This is a genomic window from Gordonia sp. PDNC005 (assembly GCF_016919385.1).
In the GTDB taxonomy this organism is placed as follows: domain Bacteria; phylum Actinomycetota; class Actinomycetes; order Mycobacteriales; family Mycobacteriaceae; genus Gordonia.
This window is the reverse complement of record NZ_CP070351.1, coordinates 2,339,262-2,348,720: the sequence shown is the minus strand read 5'-3', so window position 1 is coordinate 2,348,720 and position 9,459 is coordinate 2,339,262. Positions and strand designations below refer to the sequence as shown.

The window sequence follows — 9,459 nt, the reverse complement described above, 5'->3', positions numbered from 1 at the left end:
CGTTCGGCGGCTACGGCGGCGCTCGGTTCACTCCCGGTGCTGGACGATGTTCAACAGTGTTCCGTCGGGAGCGCGAACGAAGAACCGTCGGACGCCCCAGTCCTCCGTGGTGAGCGGATAGACGATGTCATAGCCGCGTCGCTGTGCTTCCAGATAGGCGGCGTCGACGTCGTCGGCATGCACCGACATCGCTGAATCCTCCGGAGCGGTGAGGTCTCGAGTCACCAGTTGGACGTGTGCTCCGGACTCGACGTCAGTGAATCGTGCGACCCAACCGAGGTTGAACTCCTCGGTCTGCAAGCCGAGAAAGTCCTGGTAGAAGTCCCGCGCGGCGCCGATGTCGTCGACGGTGATGTTGGTGCTGATCTTCTTCGCCCGCATCACTCCAGCGTATGCCTGTCGGGCCGGCCTTCTTGATGAACGACGACGACCCCGCCGAAATCGGCGGGGTCGTCGAAGATGTACAGGTCAGAGCGGGCGGAAGCCCGAACCGGCGAACGTGGTGCGGTTGAGCGACGCCAGGATCGTCGTCATCTTCGTCGCCACGATCGGGCTGTGGATCGGAACGGCGGGGGTGAGGCACGGGATCGACGGGGTACCTGCTCCCGCGATGCGCACGCCGCCGTTCAACATCCCGACGACTCGTCGTCCAACGATGATCGGGCCGCCGGAGTCGCCGTGGTCGGCGCAGACGTAACTGATGGTGTCGACCCTGCTCTTGGCGAGAGTCGGACCACAGGTGTAGCCGGTGGTGCGTCCGGACTTGCAGACCGTCGCGTACGGGCGCGGGTATGTGCCGACGCCGGTGATCCGCGCGCGGCCGACCTGTCGGACCGCGCGGGTACGTGCGGGATTGAAGACGATCACGGCCACGTCCAGGGATGGGCTCTTGGTCGCGATCTGTCCGAGCACGCCCGCACCGGGATTGCGTTCGGATCGGATCGACGCTCCCATGTTGCCGCAATGCGCCGCGGTCAGACCCACGAGCCTGCCGGCACGATCGTGGCCGATCGTGGTGAGCGTGCACAGAGCGTTGCCGCCGACGATGATGCCGGAACCGCCGCCGATGGTGGCGCGGGGTGCGGCGTCCGCCGTCGCGGCGGGCATCAGGGCTGCGGTCGCGGCGACAGCTGCGACACTCACCAGCGCCTTCTTCAAGAACTTCACGTGGTCACTCTCCATTCAGTTCCGGCAGTCGGGGTCGACGAGCCGGGCGGCTGGGAGACGGTGCGCGGCCCGGATGGGCGTGGCGGCTCCCCCCTCGACGAACCGGTGCCATCCGGTTCGTAACGATTGAATCACAGGACCGTCTCGCCGAAAGCTCACTGGTTGTGTCCCGCGTGGCGGGCGGACCCGGCCTGCCGCAGTGGCGCACGACACTAGGGTGACCACATGGGATCCACCGATGTGACAGGACTGGCAGAGACGCTCGCACCGGGGATGGTGGTGACCGACCCGGACATACTCGGCGCATACCGATTCGATCGAGCGAACGATCCGGATGCGGGTACTCCGCTTGCGCTCGTGAGACCGGTCACGACGGAAGACGTGCAGGTAACCGTCCGCTGGTGTGCCGCGAACAGGGTCCCGATCATCACCCGCGGTGCCGGAACCAGCCTGTCCGGCGGGTCGACGGCCGTCGACGGCGCGATCACCATATCCACGGAGAAGATGCGGAACCTGACGATCGACACGGCGACGCGGACCGCCGTCGCGCAACCGGGCCTGCTGAATGGCGAGGTCAAGGCCGCCGCCGCTGAGAACGGACTGTGGTACCCGCCGGACCCCTCGTCGTTCGAGATCTGCTCGATCGGCGGAAACGTCGCGACGAACGCGGGCGGTCTGTGCTGTGTGAAGTACGGGGTCACCACCGACTATGTGCTCGGCCTCCAGGTAGTCCTTGCCGACGGCCGCGCGGTCCGGCTCGGCGGCAAGCAACTCAAAGACTCGGCGGGGCTGCCGCTGACCAAACTCTTCGTCGGAAGCGAAGGTCTGCTCGGCATCGTCACCGAGGTGACGCTGCGCCTCCTGCCGCCGCAGGCGCCCGCGTGCACAGTCGTCGGATCGTTCTCAAGCGTTCGAGCGGCGAGCGAAGCCGTGCTCGCAGTGACCGCCCAGATTCGGCCGGCGATGCTCGAATTCATGGACTCGGTGTCGATCAACGCCGTCGAGGACATGCTCAAGATGGGTCTCGACCGGGACGCGGGGGCACTTCTCGTCGCTCAGTCCGATGCGCCTGGCCCGGCAGGGGAGGCGGAGGTCGCCATCATCGAGCAGGCGTTCGCGCGATGCGGGGCGGGAGAGGTGTTCGCGACGGCGGACCCGGTCGAGTCGGAGGCGTTCACCCAGGCGCGCCGCGTCGCCATTCCGGCGGTGGAGCGCCTGGGCGCACTCCTGCTGGAAGACGTCGGCGTGCCGCTGCCTGCGTTGCCGGACCTCATCGACGGCGTCGAGGCTATCGCCGCCGATAACAGTGTGCTCATCTCCGTGATCGCGCACGCCGGTGACGGCAACACGCACCCGCTGATCGTTCACGACCCGTCCGACGCGGACGAGACGGCGCGCGCCAACGTCGCATTCGGCCAGATCATGGATCTTGCGATCTCGCTCGGCGGCACGATCACCGGCGAGCACGGAGTCGGCAGACTCAAGAAGGGCTGGCTCAGAGATCAGGTCGGCGACGACGTCATGGACCTCACGAAGCTCATCAAATCTGCTCTCGATCCCGACGGGCTCCTCAATCCAGGCGTCCTGCTCTGACCGGCCGCAAAATGTTCACGAGAGCGCACATACGTGCCGAGATACGCCGATGTCCGCCCGCCTGCGTGTACCTTTCACGAACACTGTGACCATCCGGACGGGTTCATCGCTCCCGGTCGAACTGCGGAGGGCCAATTGTGAACACCAAGTACTGGGCTGCCGCCTTCGTCGGAGCGGCGGTGGTCACTCTCTCAGCGTGCGGTTCGAGTTCCAACGACGCGGCAGAGCCATCGACTTCAGGCGCTTCATCGACTGCGAAGGTGTCGACGTTGACTGTCACCAGTTCGCCGCCGGAGACCACGCTCGCGCCGATGACGACCCCGGCGGTTGTCGTAGTAGGGGAAGGCGCGGCGTGCAGCTATCAAGGAACCACCGCGTCGTTCGGCGATGGGACGGTCGCCCACTGTGCTCGCCTGGCAGGAACTGACGCCCTCGTCTGGTCGAGGAACGCGACCGTCGCACCCAATCCAGCTCTCGGTACTTCGACAGTCTCCGCCGGAACGCCCTGTCACGGCTATCAGACCGGGTCATTCGCGTACGACGCGACCGGGACCCAGCTCGTCTGCAGCGACTACATGTGGCAGGTGAACGTGGGTCAGCGCGCCAAGACCGACTGGGGAGACGACCAAGCCGCATGGGCAGAGTGTCTCGAGACCAACACTCAGGCGGAGTGCAGGCAGCGACTCAGCCGCTGACGCTTGCGATCCGGGCGAGGATCACGTCGGCGAGCTCAGTCGGACGTTGGTCGGGGATCCAATGGGAGACGCCTTCGAACACTTCGAGACGGAAGTCTGCCGTGACGTAGTCGGCGGCCAATTCGGCGCCGACACGGTCGAGAGCGAAGTCGGCGTCGCTCCACACATGGGTCGTGGGGACGGTCACTCGCCGTTTCAGGTCACTCGGTGCACCCAGCATCATGGCTCGATACCAGTTCATCCCGCCGGTCAGCGCGTCCGTTTCAAGGACGTCGCGTCGAATCTCGGCTGCGCCTTCCGGAGTGAGGCCACCTGACGACAGCTTCGTCTCGAACTGATCGGGGAATCGACGGATCAGGAATTCCGGAACGCGGGGGATTTGAAACGCGAACATGTACCACGATCGCGGCAGCTGTCGGCTCCGGGTCATCGACTTGATGAAGGCTCCTGGATGCGGCACGGAGACCGACGTGAACGAGCGCACGAGATCTGGTCGGCTCGCGGCCAACGACCACGCGACAGCGGCACCCCAATCGTGTCCGACGAGGTGAACCGGACCGCAGTCGAGCTCCTCCACGAGCGCCACGGCGTCGGCCGTCAATTCGCTAGTCCGATACGCGCGTCTCCCGCGCGGCCGCGCGCCGGGGGAGTAGCCGCGCTGAGTCGGGGCGATCGTCCGGAACCCGTGCTCGTTCAGCACCGCAGACACGCCTGACCACGAGGAACCGGTCTGTGGGAAGCCGTGAAGGAGAAGGACGACGTCGCCGTCGGGTGGCCCTGAGTCGATGACGTCGAACGTCAATCCGTCGCGAGTGAACTGCTCCATCAGTGGGCCTCTCGTCGCTGCTCGTTGCGAGTTCGATTGTGCCAGAGTCGAACACGTCCGAGAAGGGCCGCGCAGGCACGAATCGGCGGTCGGCGTGAGCCTTCCCACAGCACTGCTTCGAGGTTCGAGAACGAGGCCGCCACCGGAGTAACTTGTCTCCTTGCCTCGGGTGGAATCCCGGCACCCCGGTGCCGCCCGACACTCGTCTCAGCACGCGCCGCGCACCCTCCCGCAGGCGCCACGACAGAAGGTGTGGACACGCACGCATGACCGGTTCGGCGAGCCCCCAGACGGCCGATATCGAGACCACCATCCGCGAGCGCTTCGCCTCCGTCGCACTTGTCGTCGAAGCGGACTTCACCCTCGACGAGCTTCGTGACGCCCAGCGAAGCCTGGGCGTGCTCATGCGTGACATGCCCGCGGGCGCACACATCGCACTCATCACCCGCCACCCGGCGCTGATCATCACCGCGCTTGTCGGTCACGCCACGACCCGGTCGTCGGACGACGACTTCTGGGATGGATTCTTCGCTTCGATCGGTGTCGATGCCGACAGATCGTTCTCCGCCGCCGTCTCAGCTTTCGCCGGCGACATGCTCCGCGAGGCGGGACTCCGCGATGTCGCTTCCCTTCGAGCCGACGACCTGCTGCCTCTTCTCGACCTCCATGCCGGACTCACGCCGCGCACCGTCGACGCCCTGGTCGACGTGATCGAACGACACGTCGCCGCCGGGCGTGCGCCGTCGGGCACGGCGATTCTCGATCACCTGACCGAACCCGGCTTCGCCCACCGTCACACCGTGCTTCCGACGGGATTCCGGGTCTTGCTGGAGCAGGCGCCCGACATCGCCGCGACCTTCCTCGCCCGGATCTGCGCGACGCTCGTCGCCAGTGTCGCCTCACCCGACGAGTGGAACGCCGACAGATTGACGCCCGCCACCGTCGACCTTCCGCCGACGGTGCTCGCCGCGGTGAGCGACCGCCTCGAGCGAACCGCGTTCCTCTCGGGTGACGGCGCCGCTGCTGCGCTCTGCAGTGCCCGATTCCCCGAACTGCGTTACGACGTGGCCGAGGGCTCGCTCACGGTGATCGTCCCGTCCGACGCTGCCGCTACGACGTGGCGTGTCTGGGCGGGCGACGCGCCCGAACAGGTCTCCGTCGGAGCCGATGAGGCCGCTGTGGTCCCGGTGACGGCGGCTCTGCGCGAGTGTGTCCTGGTCAGCCTGGACAACGGGGCGCGTCGGTCGGTGCCCGTCGTGTTGCCCGGCGACCCGGTTGTCCTGTTCGCCCCGGACGGACGGGTGATGTCGCGCCACCGCACTCTGCCCGCCGGACCGGTCGTCGCGTTGGTTCCGAACGATGCGGAACTTCTCGGAGCGGACCGCGCCGCGGTGCCTGTCATCGAGACTCGGACCGGACCGTGGGACGGATGGCTGCTGCGGACCGTCGATCTGGAGGGTCATCGCGAGCTGACCGTCCATCGCGACGGGCGCGCCGGGCAGACCCGTCGGGTGCGCCCGGCCGAGAGTCCGAGCATCGAGCTTCCGGAACCGCTCGCCGGAATCACCACAAGAGACGGCGACCCCGTGTTCGGAGAACGACCGCTCGTCGATCTGCCGGCTCACGAGGGCGACGACGTCAAGGAGTGGCGCGTCCGTGTCCGGCGGGCAGGAGCTATCGACTGGCTCGTCGACTACCCCTGGGCGGCAGAAGACTACGTGACCTCGGCGGACCCTTTCGACGGAGTCGAAGGGCCGCTCCTGGGGCGCTACGAGATCGTCGTCAGCGACTCGTACGGTCTCGACCTCCGTCGTGTCGCCGACATCGCCGAGGGATTGGACGTGGTCCACGAACCCGCAGTGCGGCTGCCCGTCGACAAGGGCCTCACCGAATCGACGACGGAGTTCACCGTCGACGGGGGCCTCAGCGTGGTGGACGAGACCGTGGAGTTCGCGCCGGACGTCACCGAGCTGATCACCACTGTCTCGGCCGGATCAGATCACCTCGAAATGGTCGTCAGGCCACCGCACGCTCTCGTCCGCATCGAGCGGTCCGGAGTTCCGGCCGCGTGGCAGACGTGTCTGGCCGAGCTCGACGTGACCGCCGCCGACCATCACAGGCTGGCGGTGTACGTCCCCGGCGCGATCGACGTGTCGTTCGCGCTGCTCGACGGCGATCTCGAGATCGTCCGCGAGTGGGACGCCGACGGCCGGTCGGGTGCGGAGTTCTCGCTCTCCACCCGCGGTGTCGCCGACGCTGCGAAGCGCCTGGTGTCCGGCACGCTGGTCGCGCTCATCGACGACGAGTCCGGTGCGACCGACGAGGCCCCGGTGGCGACTGTCGTGCGTGGCGGCGACCGCGCGGTCGTTCCGAGTGTTGTCGTCGAAGACCCGCTGATCAACGAGTGGATGAGCCTTGACGCGGCGCACGCCGAGGAGACGAGTGCGCCCGCCGACGAACCGCTGTTGGATCCGGCGGAGGCTCCTGTTGACGAACTGCTCACCGCAGATCCGACGGCGTCGTTGCTGGCGCTCGCCGACAGCCCCGTGTCGCCGGATCGGGTGCCTGCCATGTTCATCCGCTCAGGACTCGCGGAACTGCCGTTCGCGCCGAGTGGGCGCGCGGCGGCATCGCACCCGAATCCGTATATCGGCTGCATGCTCGCGATGGCGGAGATCGCCGATCCGACGGCGCCGGACCGCGATGAGGTGCAGTCGTATCTCGTCACCCGCGGCGGAGACGAGATCCTCCGGCTTCTCGCGTCGGGCCGGATGAGTGACCCGCGCACCGGTGTGTTCGACCGGAACGTGCTCGCCGTCGACGCCATGAGCCGCGACCAGGTCGACATGCTGTTCCAGCACTTCCGCATCGTCCCCGGACCGGTGCTCGATCTCGACATGCGCACCAGCGCAACCATCGACGCCTTCCATCGGCGGGTGGACTGGATGGCCGATCCGGTGAGCCTGGAAGCTCCACGACACGTCAACACGATGCTGCGCGACGTCCGTCGTTCGTCGCCGGAGATGTACGACTTGATCGCCGCACGCAACGAAGCGCTCGACGGTGTCGACACCGGAGGCAACCCGTGGATGCTGCTGTCGATGCAGTCGATGTGCTTCGCGGCCGTCGCGCGTCTGCAGGCGCACGGCCGACTGAAGCAAGGCGGCCTCACCGACGAGGGCCGGGCGATGTGGGCTCGGCTCGCGGACTACTTCCCCGGAATGGTGTCGACCGACGTGCTGATGGCGAATGCCGTCGCCGTGCGCGCCGCCGCGCTCGCGCGCGGCTGACTCAACCTGCGCGTCGGACGACGTCGACGTCGACTCCGGCTTCCCGATGCAGCGCTTTCCGCAGTCCGGACCCTGTCGAGTAACCGGCGGCGTGTGCGGCTCGGGTGAGGGTGGCGCCGTGGCGGAGACGGTCGATCGCGACATTCAGGCGTGACCGCACCCGCCATTGGTGTAGGCCGATCCCGGTCTCTGCGACGAACAGACGTTGCAGGTGGCGGGTGCTGACGCCGTGCCGTGCAGCGATCTCGTCGAGGGGTTCGGTCGACAATCCGATCTCCTTGGCCACGGTCGCGGCGACCGGATGGGTCGGCGACGGAAGCGCGAAGTACGGTCCGCCGAGGGCGGTGAGCACGCTGTCGAGCGCCTCCCGGAAGACGGAGATCTCGGCAGCAGTGCTCGGCGCCGCACCGAGCAGGGCGGTCATCACTGTGGTGATCGAGGGCCGCACGCCGAGTCGGTGGACACGTTCTGGCGGGAGAGTGGTCGGCGAGAGCAATGGGCCGAGGACGAGGCTGCCCGGTGCGTAGCGAGCGGCGTGCGGAACGTCGGGAGCGAGCCACACAGATTCCTGCGGGCCGAGGACGACCTGCTCGTCGTCGATCTCGAGTCGTGCCGATCCGGCACTCACATAAACCAGATGAGGTTCGGGGTGGCTGTGCATCGGGTGGCCGAGGAAACGGATCGAGTTCTCGGGGACGAGCGTGGCCAACCGGCCTGGCACCTGGTCCATCGTGAGGCCTCCTGAAGGTCCGTCGTGTCCGGTCCGTCTCCAGATCGTGTCGGGTTGGGATCAGTGGAGATCGATCGAGGGTCTAGCTTAGGGTTGCCTAATGATACGGCGAGGGGCTCGTCATGCCTATACGACCCCACGCCCGAGACTCGAGAAGAAGGACCCCATGCGTAAACCTCGCGCGATACCCGCGGTGATCGCCGCCGTGCTGGCAGTGCTCGCCCTGGCGCTCTCGGCCTGCTCGTCGAGCTCCGACGACAGTTCGTCCGGTGAGAAACGAACCGTGATCACTGATCAGGGCGGCGTCGACATCCCCGCGGCCCCCAAGCGAGTGGTGGTGCTCAACTACGCCCTCGCGGGTTACCTGTACGACCTCGACGTCCCGGTCGTCGGCGTGACGACACAGTCGACCGACGAGAAGGGCGAGTTCGCCAAGCAGTGGTCGGACAAGGCGACCGAGCAGGGCACCACGTTGCTGCCGTGGAGCGCGGACGGCTTCGACATGGAGGCGATTCTCGAGCAGGATCCCGATCTGATCGTCGCCGGCGGTCTCGGATTCCCGCTGAAGCACGCGACCACCGCGTACGACGAACTCTCCAAGATCGCACCCACTGTGATCGTCAGCGGGGACCTCACCGACTGGCAGGGGCAGTACGAGTTCCTTGCAGACAAGGTGTTCGGCAAGCCGGAGGTGTACCGTGACGCGGTCTCCGCGTACGACGCTCGGATCACCGAGGTCAAGAACAACATCACCGTGCCGGCGGGGGAGTCGGTGTTCCTGTCGATGTTGGCCGATGGACGTGCGTTCGTGCTGATCGAGGACCGCGGTCTGCCCAAGGAGTTCGCGAAGCTGGGCTTCCGCCCCGCACCGCTGTTCGCAACTGGCCGATTCAAGCCCTACACCGCCGGTGGCGACAGCTTTGAACTCTCGACCGAGCAGGTCGGCCAAGTCCTGACGCAGCCGACTCTGTTCCAGGCCGGTTTCAACGCAGACGTGACCACCGTCGCCGACATGCGCAAGCAGCCGATCTGGTCGGCGCTGCCTTCGTTCACCAACAACCAGGCATTCGACCTGCCGTACTGGGTGCAGCGCAGCGACTTCGACGAAGCGATGGAACTGCTGGACATCGTCGAGACCCAGTTCAAGAAGAAGTAGAG

Annotated in this window: 8 protein-coding genes; 4 read left to right on the top strand and 4 right to left on the bottom strand. The window is 66.8% G+C overall.

Annotation, left to right across the window (positions count from 1 at the left end; all coding sequences use genetic code 11):
* Nucleotides 1–27 precede the first annotated feature (27 nt).
* Entirely contained in the window at nucleotides 28–381 is a 354-nt protein-coding gene (locus tag JVX90_RS11080; RefSeq protein WP_205328838.1) for a VOC family protein, read from the bottom strand.
* A gap of 87 nt (nucleotides 382–468) precedes the next feature.
* Nucleotides 469–1,167: a S1 family peptidase gene (locus tag JVX90_RS11075; protein ID WP_205328837.1), complete on the bottom strand. Its 699-nt coding sequence runs from the start codon at nucleotides 1,165–1,167 to the stop codon at nucleotides 469–471.
* 225 nt (nucleotides 1,168–1,392) lie between these two features.
* On the opposite strand from JVX90_RS11075, the gene JVX90_RS11070 reads away from it, so the two are divergent.
* Both JVX90_RS11070 and JVX90_RS11065 read left to right on the top strand, forming a co-directional pair.
* The gene (locus tag JVX90_RS11070) at nucleotides 1,393–2,760 is read left to right on the top strand and encodes an FAD-linked oxidase C-terminal domain-containing protein (protein WP_205328836.1); all 1,368 of its coding nucleotides are present in this window, start codon (nucleotides 1,393–1,395) and stop codon (nucleotides 2,758–2,760) included.
* Nucleotides 2,761–3,029: 269 nt separating this feature from the next.
* Nucleotides 3,030–3,455 (top strand): hypothetical protein, encoded by a 426-nt coding sequence (locus tag JVX90_RS11065; protein ID WP_205328835.1) that lies wholly within the window; start codon nucleotides 3,030–3,032, stop codon nucleotides 3,453–3,455.
* Here the strand turns inward: JVX90_RS11065 and JVX90_RS11060 are convergent.
* Nucleotides 3,445–4,281, bottom strand: coding sequence for an alpha/beta fold hydrolase (locus tag JVX90_RS11060; RefSeq protein WP_205328834.1), 837 nt, complete (start codon nucleotides 4,279–4,281; stop codon nucleotides 3,445–3,447). The two genes, JVX90_RS11065 and JVX90_RS11060, sit on opposite strands and share 11 nt — an antisense overlap.
* 266 nt (nucleotides 4,282–4,547) lie before the next feature.
* Between JVX90_RS11060 and JVX90_RS11055 the strand changes: the two genes are divergently transcribed.
* Nucleotides 4,548–7,571 carry a hypothetical protein gene (locus tag JVX90_RS11055; RefSeq protein WP_205328833.1) on the top strand — a complete coding sequence of 1,008 codons (3,024 nt, stop codon included), beginning with the start codon at nucleotides 4,548–4,550 and terminating at the stop codon, nucleotides 7,569–7,571.
* A 1-nt stretch (nucleotide 7,572) separates the two neighbouring features.
* Here the strand turns inward: JVX90_RS11055 and JVX90_RS11050 are convergent, their stop codons facing one another.
* On the bottom strand, nucleotides 7,573–8,301 hold the full coding sequence (locus JVX90_RS11050; RefSeq protein WP_205328832.1) for a helix-turn-helix transcriptional regulator: 729 nt from the start codon (nucleotides 8,299–8,301) through the stop codon (nucleotides 7,573–7,575).
* Between the two features lie 166 nt (nucleotides 8,302–8,467).
* On the opposite strand from JVX90_RS11050, the gene JVX90_RS11045 reads away from it, so the two are divergent.
* A complete protein-coding gene (locus JVX90_RS11045) occupies nucleotides 8,468–9,457 on the top strand; it encodes an ABC transporter substrate-binding protein (protein ID WP_205328831.1) in 990 nt (329 codons plus the stop codon).
* The last annotated feature ends 2 nt before the right edge of the window (nucleotides 9,458–9,459 follow it).

Bases quoted from the DNA above. Each gene is read 5' to 3' on its own strand.
- JVX90_RS11080 (WP_205328838.1), bottom strand. From the start codon at position 381: ATGCGGGCGAAGAAGATCAGCACCAACATCACCGTCGACGACATCGGC.
- JVX90_RS11070 (WP_205328836.1), top strand. From the start codon at position 1,393: ATGGGATCCACCGATGTGACAGGACTGGCAGAGACGCTCGCACCGGGG.
- JVX90_RS11060 (WP_205328834.1), bottom strand. From the start codon at position 4,281: ATGGAGCAGTTCACTCGCGACGGATTGACGTTCGACGTCATCGACTCA.
- JVX90_RS11055 (WP_205328833.1), top strand. From the start codon at position 4,548: ATGACCGGTTCGGCGAGCCCCCAGACGGCCGATATCGAGACCACCATC.
- JVX90_RS11050 (WP_205328832.1), bottom strand. From the start codon at position 8,301: ATGGACCAGGTGCCAGGCCGGTTGGCCACGCTCGTCCCCGAGAACTCG.
- JVX90_RS11045 (WP_205328831.1), top strand. From the start codon at position 8,468: ATGCGTAAACCTCGCGCGATACCCGCGGTGATCGCCGCCGTGCTGGCA.